General features: G+C 34.6%; 12 protein-coding genes. 6 read left to right on the top strand and 6 right to left on the bottom strand.

Features of this window, described 5'->3' with window-relative positions; all coding sequences use genetic code 11:
• Nucleotides 1–396: 396 nt before the first annotated feature.
• From EPK97_RS10440 to EPK97_RS10415, 6 genes are all read left to right on the top strand, one after another.
• Nucleotides 397–3,441: an ATP-binding protein gene (locus tag EPK97_RS10440; protein WP_162036563.1), complete on the top strand. Its 3,045-nt coding sequence runs from the start codon at nt 397–399 to the stop codon at nt 3,439–3,441.
• A gap of 190 nt (nt 3,442–3,631) precedes the next feature.
• Nucleotides 3,632–6,685 (top strand): hybrid sensor histidine kinase/response regulator, encoded by a 3,054-nt coding sequence (locus EPK97_RS10435; protein WP_162036562.1) that lies wholly within the window; start codon nt 3,632–3,634, stop codon nt 6,683–6,685.
• Nucleotides 6,686–6,720: 35 nt separating this feature from the next.
• Nucleotides 6,721–7,836: a response regulator gene (locus tag EPK97_RS10430; RefSeq protein ID WP_338075699.1), complete on the top strand. Its 1,116-nt coding sequence runs from the start codon at nt 6,721–6,723 to the stop codon at nt 7,834–7,836.
• Between the two features lie 710 nt (nt 7,837–8,546).
• Nucleotides 8,547–12,566: an RCC1 domain-containing protein gene (locus EPK97_RS10425; RefSeq protein ID WP_162036560.1), complete on the top strand. Its 4,020-nt coding sequence runs from the start codon at nt 8,547–8,549 to the stop codon at nt 12,564–12,566.
• 1,018 nt (nt 12,567–13,584) lie between these two features.
• Complete coding sequence (locus EPK97_RS10420) at nt 13,585–14,127, top strand: sigma-70 family RNA polymerase sigma factor (RefSeq protein ID WP_162036559.1); 543 nt, start codon at nt 13,585–13,587, stop codon at nt 14,125–14,127.
• Between the two features lie 82 nt (nt 14,128–14,209).
• The gene (locus EPK97_RS10415; RefSeq protein ID WP_162036558.1) at nt 14,210–14,416 is read left to right on the top strand and encodes a hypothetical protein; all 207 of its coding nucleotides are present in this window, start codon (nt 14,210–14,212) and stop codon (nt 14,414–14,416) included.
• Nucleotides 14,417–14,773: 357 nt separating this feature from the next.
• Here the strand turns inward: EPK97_RS10415 and EPK97_RS10410 are convergent, their stop codons facing one another.
• The 6 genes from EPK97_RS10410 to EPK97_RS10385 form a co-directional block, all read right to left on the bottom strand.
• The gene (locus EPK97_RS10410) at nt 14,774–15,229 is read right to left on the bottom strand and encodes a protein kinase family protein (protein ID WP_162036557.1); all 456 of its coding nucleotides are present in this window, start codon (nt 15,227–15,229) and stop codon (nt 14,774–14,776) included.
• A gap of 205 nt (nt 15,230–15,434) precedes the next feature.
• The gene (locus tag EPK97_RS10405) at nt 15,435–16,037 is read right to left on the bottom strand and encodes a hypothetical protein (protein ID WP_162036556.1); all 603 of its coding nucleotides are present in this window, start codon (nt 16,035–16,037) and stop codon (nt 15,435–15,437) included.
• Nucleotides 16,038–16,463: 426 nt separating this feature from the next.
• Nucleotides 16,464–16,772, bottom strand: a complete 309-nt coding sequence (locus EPK97_RS10400) for a hypothetical protein (RefSeq protein WP_162036555.1) — start codon at nt 16,770–16,772, stop codon at nt 16,464–16,466.
• Between the two features lie 37 nt (nt 16,773–16,809).
• Nucleotides 16,810–17,277 (bottom strand): hypothetical protein, encoded by a 468-nt coding sequence (locus EPK97_RS10395; RefSeq protein ID WP_162036554.1) that lies wholly within the window; start codon nt 17,275–17,277, stop codon nt 16,810–16,812.
• A gap of 74 nt (nt 17,278–17,351) precedes the next feature.
• A complete protein-coding gene (locus EPK97_RS10390) occupies nt 17,352–17,954 on the bottom strand; it encodes a hypothetical protein (RefSeq protein WP_162036553.1) in 603 nt (200 codons plus the stop codon).
• 314 nt (nt 17,955–18,268) lie between these two features.
• Entirely contained in the window at nt 18,269–18,883 is a 615-nt protein-coding gene (locus EPK97_RS10385) for a matrixin family metalloprotease (protein ID WP_162036552.1), read from the bottom strand.
• Nucleotides 18,884–19,105: the final 222 nt, after the last annotated feature.

Below are 19,105 nucleotides of genomic sequence, written 5' to 3'. Positions count from 1 at the left end.
TAAAAAAACAAGAATTTATAGATTCATAGAGCCTTCAAATCATTAAATGTTATTACACCTTACAAAAGGAGTTGATTTATGAATGTTAATACAACTATGCCCTTATTTGATGACGAATGGAAATGAGGTCATCCAATTCTATAAAAAAGCATTGAATGCTGAGATTCTTTTTCACCAATCTTTAGGAGATATACTTGAAAACACGACGACATCTCCGAGAGACTCCGATAAGAGTTTTTGTTCTATTTCATCTCGAATACAAGTTTTGATTTCTATGATATTATGTTATTTTATACCATTCGCTATGCAATGAATCTTAAAAACTATAATATATATATGAGAATAATAGAGAACTCAACTTATGTTAAAAATTATTAGGATGTTATGAGGTAGTTCATGAAAACTAAACTAGCGGCTGCACTGCTATTAATATTAATAGCATTAACCATCTTCGGAGTGATGACTCAACTTGTATCCCCAAGTAAACAAGATACTCCTACTGCAGAAAATGGGGTATTGGACTTATCAGAATGGGATTTTAAAGAGGATGGAAAAATTCCCCTTGATGGAGAATGGGAGTTTTATCCTTATCAATTATTAGAGCCTATTGATTTTGATGCAAGCAAGCAAGGTGAATTAATACCTTTTATTGTTCCTGTTCCTGAGGCGTATTGGACCAGTTATGATCTTGGTGGTCAAACCATGGATGCCATTGGGGTAGCAACCTATCGATTAAAAGTCAAAATGGAAGGAAAAAGTCAGACTTTTGGTATCAAAACTGACATTTTACATGGTACTAAATTATTCGTGAATGGAGAATTAGTAGGTCACAGTCCTATATCTTCGCCTCGCTTACCTTACGTTCGTTATGCCACAATGAATAGTGGCGTCAATGAAATTATTTTGCAGGTGGAAAATAAAGCTTTTGCGCTTGGTGGTGGTATCTACATTTCTTTATATTTTGGCATTCAAGAGCAGATATCAAGCTTGCGTGATTCCTTGGTGATGAATGATTGGATAACGATCAGTATCTTTCTTATCATGGGTCTCTACTTCATTGGATTGTATGGTCAATGGAACAAGGATATCTTCTTACTGTACTTCTCCATATATTGTTTAGCAATGGGGGTATTTTACGCTGTTAACGGTGAAGCCGTATGGTTCATGGTCTTTCCTGACACTCCAATCTGGCTCATGCCCAGGCTTCGATATGTAAGTTTTATGGCTGCACATCTATCCTTAATATTGTATATCTATACATATTTTAAACACATATCATCAAAGAGGTTGATATGGTTTGTTATTACAGTAGGTTTGGGTATTATACTTTATGAAATATTGTTCCCTAGAAATATTCCGTCATGGATGCTTATCATGACTTATGTTTATATGTTTTTTTCGATGATATATGCAACGTATGTCATGTGCTTAGCCTTTTTAAAGAAAATGGAAGGTAGTGTATACTTGATTATTGGATCAGTGGCAATGAGTATACCTATGATACAGTATTATTTCTCAGTAAGCATAGGGATAGAAAAATTTATCCTGTCATTTCCTTTTGAACCCTTCATTCTATTGTTAATGCTCGCCTTATTAATGTCTTTGCGTTATTCAAATGCGTTCAAAAGAAATAAACAATTATCCGAAGAACTGTTGAAAGTAGATCAAATAAAGGATGAATTTTTAGCAAAAACGTCTCATGAGTTAAAAACACCACTGCACGGCATTATAAATATTTCTTCCTTTTTGCTGGATGAAGAAGGAGGGAGAATGTCAAAGAAATATAACGAGAATCTTTCGCTCATTCATGATACTTCGCTCAAACTTTCCAATCTAGTGAACGATTTAATTGATGTTACTCGCTTGAGAAATGGAGAATTCAGGTTACAATCCACTACGGTGGATCTCAAAGTATCTACTCAAATCGTACTTGATGTACTTGCTTTTGAGATCAAAGGGAAACCTATTCAGTTGATAAGCAACATAGAGGATTCTGTCTTCGTAGTAGCGGATGAAAATAGACTGCGTCAAATTTTATATAATTTGATTCATAATGCGATCAAACATACAGAGCATGGGGAAATCATCGTTACTTTCAAACGAGTAGATGAAAAGGTGTATTTGTATGTCGAGGATACAGGGATCGGAATACCCGAAGATAAAAAAGAAGATGTCTTTGGTTATTTTGAACAGTTGGATCAGCTTTCTCCGCAGGATAGTTATCAAAGTATGGGATTAGGGTTATATATTAGTAGACAGCTCATTAACAAAATGAATGGCGAGATCTGGGTGGATTGGTCTGAAGTTGGACAAGGAACGAGAGTGGCTTTTACCTTGCCAAAAGCGGAGTATTCAGAACAAAAAGGTAGTGAAGATACACGGGTACAACCCCATATTTCTTCGAATTCTATCCCACTACCACAACATGATTTTGATAGTGTACAAGCGTATGATCAAACGATTCTCATCGTAGATGATGAATCTACCAACATCCAAGTCTTATTGAATCTATTATCTAAACAGGGGTATAACGTCATCACTGCATTTTCTGGGAAAGAAGCCTTAAGAAAGATGGAAAAATACCAAGACATTGACCTTGCCATATTGGATGTGATGATGCCTGTTATGTCCGGGATCGAGCTGTGTCGAGCCATTCGGGAGACGCATTCCTTGCTAGAATTACCCATCTTATTTGCAACGGCAAAGGATCGATCAGAAGACATTGAATTAGGGTTTAAAGCTGGAGCGAATGACTATATTACCAAACCGTTTGATAGTCATACGATTTTAGCTAGAATGCAAACGCTGCTTTCAATGAAAACCTCGATGGAAGAAGCTTTTCATAATGAAATGGCCTTTTTGCAGGCGCAAATTAAACCGCATTTTTTATATAATGCAATGAGTAATATTATTTCCTGTTGTTACACAGATGGGCAAAAGGCAGCTCACTTGTTAAATCATTTAAGTCAATATTTAAGAGTGATTTATAGTACGAATCATAAAACGATGTTTATTCCTCTGCATAGAGAAATGGATTTAATAAAAGCGTATGTTGAAATTGAAAAAGCTAGATTTGATCGTTTTGATTTTAGTTATCAAATGGATGAAGGTCTCGAAGACGTTATTGTTCCATCTCTGTGTATCCAACCTTTTGTAGAAAATGCGATCCGCCATGGTCTTTTTAGGAAAAAAGGGGAGGGTCAGGTGACCTTAACCATTCTTGAAAAAGATGAAAGTATCGAAGTAGTCATAGAAGATAATGGTGTGGGGATGCGAGATGATATTCTTAAACAGTTTGAACAAGGTGAAATAAACAACGCTGGAATTGGGATGACGAATATAAAGAAGCGATTAGAATCGATTTCAGGGTCTGCTATTGATGTAAGTTCAAGAATAGATGAAGGATCGAAAGTGACAATCTTGTTCCCTAAAGCGATGTAAGTCATTATAATAAACATTTAATTAGACATTATACCTGATATCATCAACACTTATATTAGCTATGCTAAGTGCATAAAAGGCTATCTTTCAAGCGGTTGAGAACAACACAATGCAATGAACTTTAAAAACATTAATATATGTATGATAGGATTCTATCCTTATTGTATAATAGGGTGTTGTGAGGTGGCACATGAAAACTAAACTAGTGGCTATACTGCTATTAATATTCATATCATTAACAATCTTTGGAGTGATTTCTCTAATTGTATCGATAAATAAACAAGACACTCCTATTGCAAAAAATGGAGTATTGGATTTGTCAGATTGGGATTTTAATGAGGAAGGAAAAGTCCCCCTTAGTGGGGAGTGGGAGTTTTATCCCGATCAATTATTAGAGCCTATTGATTTCGATGAAAGTGAGCAAGGTGAGTTAATACCTCATATTGTTTCTGTCCCTGAGGTATCTTGGACCAGGTATGATCTTGGAGATAAAACGATGGATGCCTTCGGAAAAGCAACTTACCGGTTAAAAGTTAAAATAGAAGAAGATCAGATTTTTGGAATTCAAATAGGTGGTATTTTTAGATCACATACATTATTCGTTAATGGAGAGTTATTAGGTTCTAGTGGTGATCCAGATGATTACTCATCTAGTATTGAACCTTACATTCGGTATTTTAAGATAAATAATGGTATCAATGAAATTGTGTTGCAGGTGGCTAATTATAATTTCCCTATTGGTGGTATTTTTGTTTCTCAAATTCTTGGTACGCAACAGCAAATCTCACAATATCAGGATACGTTGGTGATAAACGATTGGATTGCCATTAGTATTTTCTCTATTATGGGGTTTTACTTCCTTGGCATGTATTCTCAAAGAAGGAAGGATCACTTTTTATTGTTCTTTTCACTTTATTGTTTAACGACAGTGGGATTTATTGCTTCACATGGTGAAGGAGCAGGCTTTATGGTCTTTTCTAACATTCCAGATTGGATTGTACTTAGGTTTCAGTTTGGATCTCTCATAGCTTCAAGTCTATGTTTAATATTATATATTTATACAGTATTAAAAACGGAATCATCGAAAAAGTTGATGATGTTTCTAGTAACATTAGGTTTGATCATTTTTCAATATGTAATATTATTTACTGAATATATTCCAATTTGGATGATGAATGGAGTCTATTTATATATGTTTTTTTCGATGGCATACGTCGTGTATGTCATGATTTTGGCCTTTTTAAAGAAAATGGAAGGTAGTATATATTTGATTGTAGGGGTAATTGCAATGAGTGTGCATTTTATTAAGAATTCTTTTGTATATGTTTTAGGGATACAGAGCTTTAAAACTTCCTTTCCCTTTGAACCCTTCATTTTACTGTTAATGTTCTCCTTATTAATGTCTTTACGTTTTTCAAATGCATTCAAAAGAAATGAACAATTATCCGAAGAACTGTTGAAAATAGATCAAGTAAAGGATGAATTTTTAGCAAAAACGTCTCATGAGTTAAGAACACCACTGCACGGCATTATAAATATCTCTTCCTTTTTGCTTGATGAAGAGGAAGGAAGAATGTCAAAGAAATACAACGAGAATCTATCGCTCATTCATGATACTTCGCTCAAACTCTCCAATCTAGTGAACGATTTAATCGATGTTACTCGTTTGAGAAACGGAGAATTCAGGTTGCAATCCACTACGGTGGATCTCAAAGTATCTACTCAAATCGTAATTGATGTACTCGCTTTTGAGATTAAAGGTAAACCTATTCAGTTGATAAATAACATAGAGGAGTCAGTTTTCGTAGTCGCAGATGAAAATAGACTGAGGCAAATTTTATATAATTTGATTCATAATGCGATCAAACATACAGAGCATGGGGAAATCTTCGTTACTTCCAAACGAGTAGATGACAAGGTGTATTTGTATGTCGAGGATACAGGGATCGGAATACCCGAAGATAAACAAGAAGAGGTCTTTGGTTATTTTGAACAGTTGGATCAGCTTTCTCCGCAGGATGGCTATCAAAGTATGGGATTAGGTTTATATATTAGTAGACAGCTCATTAACAAAATGAATGGCGAGATCTGGGTGGATTGGTCTGAAGTTGGACAAGGAACGAGAGTGGCTTTTACCTTGCCAAAAGCGGAGTATTCAGAACAAAAAGGTAGTGAAGATACACGGGTGCAACCCCATATATCTTCGACTTCAATTCCACTACCACAAAATGATTTTGATAGCGTCAAAACGTATGATCAAACGATTCTCATCGTAGATGATGAATCTACCAACATCCAAGTCTTATTGAATCTATTATCTAAACAGGGGTATAACGTCATCACTGCATTTTCTGGGAAAGAAGCCTTAAGAAAGATGGAAAAATACCAAGATATTGACCTTGCCATATTGGATGTGATGATGCCTGTTATGTCCGGGATCGAGCTGTGTCGAACCATTCGGGAGACGCATTCCTTGTTAGAATTACCCATCTTATTTGCAACGGCAAAGGATCGATCAGAAGACATTGAATTAGGGTTTAAAGCTGGAGCGAATGACTATATTACCAAACCGTTTGATAGTCATACGATTTTAGCTAGAATGCAAACGCTGCTTTCAATGAAAGCCTCGATGGAAGATGCGTTTCATAATGAAATGGCCTTTTTGCAGGCGCAAATTAAACCGCATTTTTTATATAATGCAATGAGTAATATTATTTCCTGTTGTTACACAGATGGGCAAAAGGCAGCTCACTTGTTAAATCATTTAAGTCAATATTTAAGAGTGATTTATAGTACGAATCATAAAACGATGTTTATTCCTCTGCATAGAGAAATGGATTTAATAAAAGCGTATGTTGAAATTGAAAAAGCTAGATTTGATCGTTTTGATTTTAGTTATCAAATGGATGAAGGTCTCGAAGATGTTATTGTTCCATCTCTGTGTATCCAACCTTTTGTAGAAAATGCGATCCGCCATGGTCTTTTTAGGAAAAAAGGGGAGGGTCAGGTGACCTTAACCATTCTTGAAAAAGATGAAAGTATCGAAGTAGTCATAGAAGATAATGGTGTGGGGATGCGAGATGATATTCTTAAACAGTTTGAACAAGGTGAAATAAACAACGCTGGAATTGGGATGACGAATATAAAGAAACGATTAGAATCGATTTCAGGGTCATTTATTAAGGTGAATTCAGAAATAGACCAAGGTTCGAAGGTGACATTGCGGTTACCTAAAATGATGTAAGAGTGATGATCTAAGGAGTGACTATTTTGCTGAAAGTGATGATTGTAGAAGATGAACAACTGATTCTAAACTTAATGAAGATTGTTATTGAAAGAAATAAGCAATTAACCATTGTAGGCTGTTTTACTAATCCTCTACAAGCATTAGCTGAGTTGCCATCATTAAAACCAGATGTTGCTTTTCTGGATATTGAGATGCCAGAAATGATGGGTTTGGAATTAGCAGAAAAAGTACTTGAAGTAGATGAGGATATTCAAATTGTTTTTACAACTGCATATGAGCAGTATGCTATAGAGGCCTTTAAAGTCCCTGCGGTTGATTATATTCTAAAACCTATAACACCAGAGGAGATTGAACGAGTAACAAATCGTTTATTGAAAAATCATAACCATATGCGTGTAATAAAAGATAAAACATCACAAATTCAGAAAGAATCGATTTTTTGCTTAGGGACATTTGAGATTAGGAATGAGAAACGAATAGTCATAAAATTTCCTACTAGAAAAACAGAGGAGTTGTTAGCCTATTTTCTTATTCATCCTAATCAAGTCGTTAGTAAGTGGAGATTAACCGAATTGTTATGGGCAGACATAGATGGTCATCGTTCGATCCAAAATTTATATAATACGATTTACCGATTAAAAAAAACCTTGAAAGAACATAGTAAATGGATCACTTTAAAAAAGGTTAATGAAGGTTATATGTTAGACATGTCAAACGTTAAAAGTGATGTTGATGAATTTCGAGAATACTTACAATATCATTCTGCTATATCGGAAGAAAACTTGGTTGAAAGTGAACGAGTATTTAAGTTATACAAAGGTCCTTTATTTGGATTGAAGGATTATATATGGAAAATAGGTTTGGAGGAACAATTAGAGAAACAATACAGTTCATTAACGCAGCAGATTGCACATTATTATTATAGTAAAGGAGAGTTCGATGAGGCAGAGAAGATATTAAAAACATTTCTATCCCTATATCCTCTACACGATAAACTCAACCTAATGTTATTAAAGCTGTATTCTTCGGACCCTGATGAACTGAATCTTCTAAGAAGTTATTATGATGATTACGTTAAATTATTACAGAAGGAACTAGGTGCAACCCCTCCATTAGAAACTCAGCATTTTATGCGACGATTTAAATAAAACAATTCCTCATATCAGCTTCACTATCCACTTCCCTGAAGATATCATACACTGTCTTTTCTAAGGCATCGATAATTGTAAGGAACGTAGATCATATACTCGTTGGATATGATCTACGTTTTGTAATTATTTTTAGGAGTTGTTCGATAATTCTTCTTACCTCCACTTTAAACGAGAGTTCACTGTTATTTTCTACTCGAACCCACATTCTTATATTTGCAGTGTTACCAGATCAATATGAGTTTGTTCCTCTTCGTTTTTTCGTATGTAACGATACAATTTTGTTTGACTTATTCCGGTCATTTCCACGATCTCGCTAATACTGTATTCCTTGGATTGATAATAGATTCCCAAGACTTAGAAGGTAAATAGCTTCAACTTAATTTTTTGAGAGTTTTTTGAGAGAACCTTTTGTTATAATCGTTTATCTGTAACAAAAGGTTCTGATGGAGTCGAGTTAAAATTCAGTGATCTTGACTTACATGGGTCACTCATCGACAAATTCTTGGTTTAATAAGACATTTGAGGAGAAAACGGGGAGGTGAAGCGATAGACAGAAACAAGAAGTTGAAATGGAGTTGGAGTTAAACAGCTAATGCAAACTTAAGTGAACTAACAATAAATAAAGACATAAGTCTAGCGCTAGAAATGAACAAAACTCAATATGATGTACATGTAGAACATGGTACAGATTATAAGGAAGTGTTTGGATGTTAAAGAAGAGAAGAACTCAAAAATGGACAATGTGGGTACTTATATTCATGATGCTCTTTAGTAATCTCAGTATTGCTTTTGGAAATGAAAGCCCGATTTCTGTTCAAAATGAAGAAATCGCATTGGAAGAGGAGAGCGACTTACAAGTACAGATAACCATAGCGAAATTATTATTAGAAGCTTATCCAGAAGGAAGTGAAGATGGGCAAGCATCAGCAGGAGCAAGAGCAGCATTACAAGCAGCGATTGAAACAGCAGAAGCGGTTGCAGAAGATGAAGTGATTGAAGTTATAACAGAGTCAGAAAAGGCCTTGCAGGAAGCAATAGATACATTTAAGGAAGAAGTGTTTGTCGAAGTCGAAGAAGAATTACTAGAAGAAGTAGACTTCGAGGAAGAATCTACAGAAGAAACGAACAGCTTACAAACAAAAATTGACGAAGCAAACCAAATGCTAGAAGCTCATCCAACAGGAAGTGAAGAAGGAGAAGCCGCATCAGAAGCAAGAACTGCATTACAAGGAGCAATCGCAGCAGCAGAAGAGATATTAGATGACATAGGAACCTATGCATCGGAAGAAATAGTAGAAGCAGAAAATACCCTACAAGAAGCAATGGATGACTTTAATGAAGTAGTAGATATTCCTGAAGTAGGGAAGGTATTTATTCCTTTAGCTTTATCAAGTTCGTTAGATCTACTAAAATCCGATTATGATGTCATGACACAAATTTCGCTCGGAGATAATCACACAGTAGCATTAGATAGTGAAGGAAAGGTGTATACATGGGGGAATAACGAATTTGGCCAACTGGGGCTAGGAGACGGTGTTGGGGAGGAAATAAATAGACCACAAAAAGTAGAGAATCTTTCAGGAAAAACAATTATACAAGTGTCAGCAGGAGCTTCACACACGGTGGCATTAGATAGTGAAGGAACGGTGTTTACATGGGGGAATAACAGCACTGGTCAGCTGGGAGATAATACAACTGAACAAAAAAATGAGCCGCAAGAAATCACGATAGAAGTCAATGATGGCGTAATGATCACACAAGTGACCACGGGACGATATCACACGGTAGTATTAGCGAGTGATGGAACGGTGTATACATGGGGGGAAAATGAATATGGTCAACTGGGAGATGATACAATTGAACAAAAGAATGAACCACAAGAGATTACGGTAGAAGTTAATGACGGAGCAATGATCCAGGAGGTGTCAGCAGGAGGTTTGCACACGGTCGCCTTAGCGAATGATGGAACGGTGTATACGTGGGGGAATAACGAATCTGGTCAGTTAGGATACCAAACTACGGGAGATTATCAAGATATACCTCAAGAAGTAACAAGTCTAGTGGAAAAAACTGTTGAAAAAGTGTCAGCAGGAGGTTTACATACTGTAGCCTTAGTGAGCGATGGAACGGTGTATACATGGGGGAATAATAGCACTGGCCAGCTGGGGGATAATACAACTGAACAAAAAAATGAGCCACAAGAAATTACGGTAGGAGTTAATGAAGGAGCAATGATCCAGGAGGTGTCAGCAGGAGGTTTACATACTGTAGCACTAGCGAGTGATGGAACGGTATATACGTGGGGGTGGAACTTTTATGGTCAGCTGGGAGACGGTACATCTGAACAAAAAAATGAGCCACAAAAGATCATTGTAGAAGTTAATGAAGGAGCAATTATTACACAGGTGTCAGCAGGAAGTGGCTATAGTACAGCAGCATTAGCGAGTGATGGAAAGGTGTATATGTGGGGATTGAATTCATGGGGTCAGTTGGGGCTGGGAGACAGTGCTCAGACAACAGAACCTTCTCCTAAAGAAGTCTTTTCACTGGACCATACACCACCTACCTTGGAAGTGGAAATGTTAAAAGCAGATGGGGAAGCTTATGAGGATGGGACAGCAACAAACCAGACGATTACCGTGAACTTGAATGGAACAGATGAAATGAGTGGTATTTCCGACATATCTTGGTTAGAGCTCGGGGTACAAGTGTCAGCAGGATGGTTGCATACGGTGGCAATAGCGAGTAACGGAAAGGTGTATACGTGGGGTGGCAACGAATTTGGTCAACTGGGATACGAAACAACGGAAATATATGGACTTATACCACAAGAAGTCTCTATTTCAGAAGGAAAAACCATAGAACAAGTGTCGTCAGGAGTATTTCACACAGCGGTCTTGTCAAGTGATGGGACGGTGTATACGTGGGGGTATAACGAATTTGGTCAGCTAGGAGATGGTGCAACTGAAAATAATAATTCACCGCAAGAATTAACCAGTCTAGTGGGAAAAACCATAGAACAAGTATCAGCAGGTGGTTTACACACAGTGGCAATTGCAAGTAACGGAAAAGTGTATACGTGGGGGAGTAACGAATTTGGTCAGCTGGGGTACGAAACAACTGAAGAATATGAACTTATACCACAAGAAGTCTCTATTCCAGAAGGAAAAACCATAGAACAAGTGTCAGTAGGAATTGATTATACGGTAGCACTAGCGAGTGATGGAACGGTGTACACGTGGGGGAATAACGAATTTGGTCAGTTAGGACTGGGAGACGCTATAACTGAAAATCAAACAACGCCGCAAGAAGTAATGAGTTTATCAGGAAAAACCATAGAACAAGTATCGGCAGGCGGTGAGCATATTGCAGTAATAGATAGTGATGGAAAGGTGTATACGTGGGGGAGAAACCAACTTGGTCAGCTGGGATATGAAACATCTGGAGGAATTCCACAACGAACACCAAAAGTTGTAACGAGCATAGAAGCAGAAACAATGAACCAAGTGTCAGCAGGAGCTAATTATACGTCGGCATTAACGAGTGATGGAACTTTGTATACGTGGGGGGAAAACAACTTTAGTCAGCTGGGAGACGGTAAGACTGATCAGAGTACATTGCCTCAAGCAGTGTCTGATCCAGGAGGGAAAACCGTAGAACAAGTATCGGCAGGAGGTTTTCATACGGTAGTAATAGCGAGTGACGGAATGGTGTACTCGTGGGGATTTAATGGTTTAGGTCAGCTTGGCTGGGGAGACCCTTCTAATTTATTTGAAAGTTCTGCTGGAGAAGTCTGGAGCTGGAATGAATATAAAGAACCTTTAATATTTAATAAGGAGGGCACATATGAAATTGGGTTTAGAGCAGTAGATGAGGCGGGGAATGAATCAAAAGAAACTCGCACGATAAAAATCGATAAAACCGCGCCAATCATTACGGGGGTATTAGATGGGAGAGCTTATACCGGAACCATTATACCAAATTCAGAAGATGAGGGAATCGCAATGGTCACTTTGTTGCAAAACGGTATAGAAGTAAGTTTTAAATTAGGGGATTCCATTTATACTAATGCTACTTATAAGTTAATAGTTGAGGATCATGCAGGTAACATCTCGGAGATAACATTCTCTAAGATAAAAAGGAGTGAGAACCGAGGGGGTTCAAATGATAAAGATACTGGGGATCAAGATACAGAAGATGAAACTATAGTAGAAAAAACAACAGATCAAAAATTTGAAGAATTAAAAACATTAGGCATTTTTAGTGGTTATACCGATGGGTTACCCCATTTAGAAGATCACATGACAAGAGAACAAGCAGCAAAAATTATCGCTTTATTGTTTGGGTTAGATTTAACAGACTCATTTGAAGATGCAGACTTTACAGATATATCAAAAAGTAGATGGTCTTATAAATATATCGAAGCAGCTTCTAAAGTCGGAATTATAAATGGAGTGGGTAATCATAAGTTCGACCCTACTGGAAAAGTAACGATAGAACAGTTTATTAAGATGCTAGTAGAAGGATATGTCTTTGTTAACGGATTAGAAATCAATGGAAACGGAAAGGTAGATTCTAAAAATGTAAGCGGCTGGGCTGAGAAATACGTAGCTGCCGCAATCAAATGGGAGCTTATAAAAGAGCGAGAAAATTATAGGCTATATGCAACACGTGAATTTTTAGTTGAAGTTGCATACACAATGTTTCAGATCCTTCATGAAGAGTAGCTTAGTGATTTTGGAAAAGTCAGCACCGACCTATTCAATGGCTTACATGTTGTAACGGCTGTGAATAATGAAACTGCTGAACAAGAAAGAAGTGGTAAGGTGACTACCGAATCCTAGTTGTGGATGATCACCTTCCAAATTTACAAATCTTAATTGATCCATTTCCATTAGAAAAAGCAGGGAATGATGCAATCATTTTCTGTTTTTTTGTGCCATGAAACCATCAAAAAACATTCCATCATGGTATACAAAATAATTCCATTTAATAAAATTTTCGTGATAATACTAAGGGATTGAACTCTCAAATCAGACTTTTGTGAGTTTTTTGGGAGAACCGTTATTTATAATTGGAATATTCGATATTTTCAAATAAAACGTAGTGAAATTCACACTACATGGGCGAAGAAGAAATGTATATTTTTCAATCCTACATTCTGTCGGCCCTGTTACTGCTTTCATACCAGGTTTATCTGTCCATCCTCAAGTCCTGTAACCGTGATCGGTTTTTTGGTTACTCCCACCATATTATTTCACTCATGTATTTACACTCTTTTGTTAAAAAGTGTGTATTTTAATAAATGTCTATAAAAAATTCAAACACTTACAAACGTATTTGAAGAATGTATTGAGCAGCAATTTCCCCCTTTGTTTTCCAACTTCTAGGACATAGTTAATGATTATCATTAGTTTAAAAAATAGGTAAAAAGTTCTTAAATAAAGAAAATTTTTCTTTATTTATTGCTTTATTTACATATGAAAGGACTTTAAAAAGGGAGAAAAACTTTTCTCTCTTTTTTTGTATTTAAATCAAATTTAATTTGTACATCTACTAAGGAAAGCAGATTGGGGGGAAGCACAAAATATCTGACCAAAGATAGTATTGCTTTAAAACATTGATTAGATAGATGTTATGCACTTTCTAATACAAGGGTATGTTTCTTACATATATAAGCTTCTATACCTCTAGTTAAATGAAACCTATATTTTTATTATATTTTAAAAAAAAGGATTAATTTATATGAAAATAACATTAAATAATATCAAAAACCCAATTTTAAAGAGATTTTTCAAGGAAAAAAAATACAAGTTACGATATGAAGAGTACCTCAGAACTGAAGATCCATTATACATTACACAACTAGAAGATAGCTTCAAAGAATATTACTACAAAGTTCGGATTTTAAATTATTTCAATACGTATTTACATTTTAAAGCTATAAAACACGACATTAAGTACAGAAAACTTCAACAAAGATTCCAATTAATTTTAGATAGGAGTATTGAGGGTGGAAACAACACGTTCTTAGACAATATAGAAGATGAAAAATCTCAAATTAATATAGATGAAATGGATATATCACTCTATGATTTTGTAAAAAATGAACGACTAAGTAACGCAATAAATAAACTCACTAATCAACAAAAAAAAGTTCTTTATTTCTATTACATGAAAGAAATGAAAGACATCGAAATTGCAAATGAATTAAACGTAACTAGGCAATCTATTTCGAAGACAAGAAGTACTGCTATCAAGAAATTGAGAAAAGATTTTGATGTTTGAAGATACTTATATTTCTAGAATTAAAATAAAGAAAATATAAAAAAAGCTGCAGATAAAATTATAAATATAAGGGTGATATACATTGTTAGAAAATACAGAAGAGAAGATACTAGCTGTTTTAGATATTTTGTATCCAAAAATAAAATCAGTTTTACAGCAAACTAACAGCAACGAAAGAGATGATTTACAACAAATTTTAGTAGAATCGATAATAAAAAAAATATCTTCAGGACATTTTGAAGATGGAGAATCACTTATGGATTTATTAAAAAAGGAATATCATGATTAAAGTGTACCTTTTGTAAATGAGATTTTTTTTAAAAAAAGACTATGCTGACTTAAGAAGATGATCTCTGTAACAGGGGTCATCTTTTTTAAGTCCATTGCTAAACTTGTTGATAGGAGACTTCATAAATTTCTGATGTTTTCAATTAATCTTTATCGTTAGTTAGACAGTACAAAACAATGTCAATTCGTTCTTCTCATGTTGTAGATCTTCCTTTTGCCATAGAGTGAGAAAAACTTCTTTTAGCCACAAAACACTCCCCTTTAGGTAGCCAGATTTTACTTTTTAATCTATCTACTTAAAGGGGAGCATATCACTTTTTTCAAAGTGTCTATTCTATAGAATTTGATTCATAATCATCTATTTTGCATATAACAGATCTATTTCTTCAGTATCAATACGTTGAGGAATTTTGAATTTAAATCTGTTAAAAACATTTCTTATCATAATTGATTCATGAATACCATGTTTATGAAGCTGTTGTAATCCCATAACATAACCAAACAAATGTAAAGCTAAATTTATAGATGCTTCTTCATTATATAGTTGCGAATATTTACTATTAATTTTTAATTGAGCCTCTAATATTAAATTATCAGTACACTGTTTATTAATAATAAAGATTCCTTCTTGATCTGAAGATAAATCTTCTTCAAATAGAACAAAACTACTGTTTTCATGCTCAAATAATTCTACATTCGTTGTTTCATTCCAAATGGAAGCAGCTCTTAAAAATGAATCTTTAGTTTTTTTACTATCTCCTTTATAACAGTAATGAATTATGTTATTTGGAAACCTTTTACCTGTTAATGGCATGAAATTACTCCCTTTTTTATATTGATTGTATGTATGTAAACTATTGTTTAATTGTATATACCTTGTTGTTGAAATTATCTATTTTACTTCTCTATAGTTTCTTTTAAATAGGTGGTCAAGTTCATATTTTTTAAATATGAACTTAAACCACCTATTCAGCAAATATAGATTATCCTATTTTTCAAGAACTTGTCTCATTAAATTACTAAACTTCTATAAATTGTCCTGTCACTCCATCATATTTAACAGATATAGCATCTTCAACACCACCAAAATCTGCAGTGTAAATTTTACTGGAAACTGTAGATAAAACTTGTCCGTTTTCTACGTTAGATTGTAGAAAGATTTTAACTTTTTCATGAGGTATAAAAGTAGCATCTTGTCCAGCAAGTACAGTAGTAGCGTTAATCGGAGCACCAAAAGATTCGTTCCCATTAACTTTAACACTTTGTGCCAAACCAAACGTGAGATTTTCTGTTGTTGTATTCATTACCTTATACGAACCTTTACTTGTTTTTTCGCCTGGATTATGTTTGAATATGCCATTTCCAAAATCATACACACAACCACCAACTGCATCTCTTTCAGACATTTTATCAATCGTAGCTCCTTCTTGAGATTGGTGCGTCGATGCGTAAACATCATAACTTTCAATCCAATTCACTTGATTTTTTTGAAACGGATCAAAAGTAACCCAAGCAACAGGACCATGGCCGGGTGACTCCTTAATTAATAGCACCTTTTGGTTTGCATTATAAATGTTTTCCAAATCTTTTTCATCAAACCCAATGTTTAAATTATATTTCATTTAATACAACTCCTATATGGTTTTTTATTGAGATCACAATGGATATACAGCATATTGATCTATCCCAAATCAGTTATGCTTTGTTTTGTGTCTCGATCTATAAAGTCTCTTTCAGATATCGAAAAGCAACCCAATTAGAAAATATTAAAAAGTGATAAATCATTATTCATTGATTGGTTAAGGAGCAAAAGAAAAAAATTGAAACATCATGAAGAGGAAATGTTGTGGTTATTAGTGGAAGATCAGAATATTTGTGTATGTATACACAAACAACGTATTCGTCTTGATAATGAGTCTCGCGGCATCTAATTCTAAATATAAGATAGTCGATATCTCATTAGAAAAGTATTATCTGATGCCTTCTCATTATCAAGACCGAATACGATTAGGGAGATTGTTTTGTTATCTTTACGATATCATTCACACTTACGATGCTCCAATTTCATATTTAATGAATTTAGTATCATAGCCAACATCTACAAGCTTTTTATACGTATATGAATAGTAAAGATGACTATCTTTTTCTAAATCTTTGATGGTATGAATCCATGTTCCATTGTTGCCTTGTAATTCAATGTTTTGTTGGTTTTCTTTATCATCATTCACATAATAATGTATACTTACATAACTTGAATGCTCAGATCTAGTAAATGTTAATGTGACATCGGACCCGTTTTCTTCAATTTCAACTTTATAATCATCTTCATTGTTAATTTTCAAGCTTGTATATTTCATTTAATCCCTCCTTATTTCCCTTAAATGGGGGGTGCAGTTAAACCTGAGAGTATAAATAATTTATGCTGACTATATCTATCTCTTGAGGTCCCAAAAAACTAGCTCTATTTATAGCACGTTTTCTCATAATTGTATCTTCTCCAATATCTTCAGGTTCTAATCCCATAACATAACCAAGCAAATGCACAGCTAAATTTATAATTGTCTGTTCATTATAAATTTTCATATAACAAGTATTTAATATACATGAAGCAATATCGTAATCCTCTAAGTCATCATTGTACAAAGTAATAACATCACCTTCGAGCTCATCTTTGAGGTCAGCTGCCCCTAAAATGAGACATCCTGTTGGTCGTTCTTGATCATCACCCTCAAATTCATATAATGTTACATTCGTACTTTGATTCCATAATTGAATTGCTCGACTCCAGTATCCAATTGAATTATTATCAGCAATTACATAAGGAATTTGACTACACTTAAATTGCTCTCCTGTAAATCCCATAAAAAACATCCCCTTCTTTTATATTATTAATAGAATTAAATCCTTAAAATCCTAATTGAAAATGATAAGATTCCTTAAACTTCTATAAATTGTCCTGTCACTCCATCATATTTAACAGATATAGCATCTCCAACACCACCAAAATCTGCAGTGTAGATTTTACTGGAAACTGTAGATAAAACTTGTCCGTTTTCTACGTTAGATTGTAGAAAAATTTTAACTTTTTCATGAGGTGTAAAAGTAGCATCTTGTCCTGCAAGCACGGTAGTAGCGTTAATCGGAGCACCAAAAGATTCGTTCCCATTAACTTTAACACTTTGTGCTAAACCAAACGTAAGGTTTTCTGTTGTTGTATTCATTACCTTATACGAGCCCTTACTTGTTTTTTCACCTGGATTATGTTTGAATATGCCAGTACCAAAATCATACACATAACCACCAATGGCATCTCTTTCAGACATTTTATCAATCGTAGCTCCTTCTTGAGATTGGTGCGTCGATGCGTAAACATCATAACTTTCAATCCAACTCACTTGATTTTTTTGAAACGGATCAAAAGTAACCCAAGCAACAGGACCATGACCGGGTGACTCCTTAATTAATAGCACCTTTTGGTTTGCATTATAAATGTTTTCCAAATCTTTCTCATCAAATCCAATGTTTAAATTATATTTCATTTAAAACAACTCCTATATGGTTTTTTATTGAGATCACAACGGGATATACAGCATATTGATCTATCCCAAATCAGTTATGCTTTGTTTTGCGTCTCGATCTATAAAGTCTCTTTCAGATATTGAAAAGCAATCATTCAGAGAAATCATTCCAATAATTTTGAGTGTAATATTTAAACTCGATTTTTGTGCAATATTGATTTGTTAAAGGGAAGGTAACATAGGTTTCTTTCAAGACATCAGCTAGGCTGAATGACTCGCAAACAAAAAACCACAAGTGAAAATTCACTTATGGTTATATAAAATTAATATTTTTACTATGCGTTATCTCTAGTCAAGTTTAATTCGATTTCAGGCTGAATATACCATAATTGTAGTTCATATTTAGGAGAATATCCTCCTGTGGCATCTCCAGGAAAAGAGCTGTATAATTTTATACAAGAATCAACATCAAATTGGGTAGGAACATATGCAAGTGAAAATTCACCTTCTTCATCCTTTGTGTATGGATACATAACAGATTCTCTTTTATAAATACTGTAGCCTAAACTTAGTGAATGTCCTATTAAATGCATTGCTATTGCATCCAGTTGAGTATCATTAAAATGATTTTCATAATACAAATTAAATTTACAATAACTAGTGTGGATTACTTCTTCTTTACTGAGATCAAAAAGAAATGAAGTTATTCCTACACAATTCTTTGTATAATCTTCATCATATTCTGTATCCAAGATCAAATTTGCCATGGATTCTTCATCAGTTTTTTCAAATTCTATATAATCTTCTAGGTGATCTCCCCACAATAGAATCGCATTCTCATAAGCAGCCCCTAAGTAGGATTCATGATCTTCACCTATTTTAATAAAGTAAGAGATTTTAGATTTATTACTGATAGGATATCTCACATTGTAATACGTTGTATTCTGCATAACGCCCGCTTCCCTTTCTGGAATATAATGGATGAAATTTTGTTTCATTTTTGATGGTACAAGTTTCAAAATCAAGGTTTATGAATGGTAGAATACAAATTTTTATCAAATATTAGAGTATTATTTAAAAAATCATCTTTTTATTCGTAATTCATTGAGATTACACGGGATATAAAGCATATTGGTTTATCCAAAACCAACTACGCTTTGTTCTGTATCTCG

The sequence above is a fragment of the Chengkuizengella sediminis genome, assembly GCF_010078385.1.
Taxonomy (GTDB): domain Bacteria; phylum Bacillota; class Bacilli; order Paenibacillales; family KCTC-33759; genus Chengkuizengella; species Chengkuizengella sediminis.
This window is presented reverse-complemented; position numbering and strand designations above follow the sequence as displayed.